The sequence below is a fragment of the Rhizobium ecuadorense genome (assembly GCF_001187535.1).
GTDB lineage: Bacteria > Pseudomonadota > Alphaproteobacteria > Rhizobiales > Rhizobiaceae > Rhizobium > Rhizobium ecuadorense.
Map to the genome: position 1 here is coordinate 1 of NZ_LFIO01000173.1, position 282 is coordinate 282.

Annotated in this window: 1 protein-coding gene; it reads left to right on the forward strand. The window is 62.1% G+C overall.

The window, feature by feature from the left end; all coding sequences use genetic code 11:
* Positions 1-175 (forward strand): DUF3606 domain-containing protein (locus AF337_RS39700; RefSeq protein WP_152970901.1); only part of this gene is annotated, 175 nt, incomplete at its 5' end.
* Between the last annotated feature and the right edge of the window lie 107 nt (positions 176-282).

Here is a 282-nt window from a genome sequence, read left to right on the forward strand (position 1 = left end):
GACACCGACATCCCGCGGCCGCGCACAGGATCGAGCCCGCGTGGCCGGCGGCCAGGATCACGAGGTCAAGTACGAAGCAACGAAGGAAGGCGTCTCGAAAGATGCCGTAAAGAAGGCCGTGAAGAGCGCTGGAAACTCACGGAAGAAGGTCGAGGCCGAGATTGACCGCCGTTAGACGACCGAGCGGCGATGCCCTGTCCACGGACGAGGCAGGTCCCCGTGGATGTCCTGTCTTTCCTAGTCTGGATTATGGCGACGCCGCTGTGTCGTAACGAGGTAGTC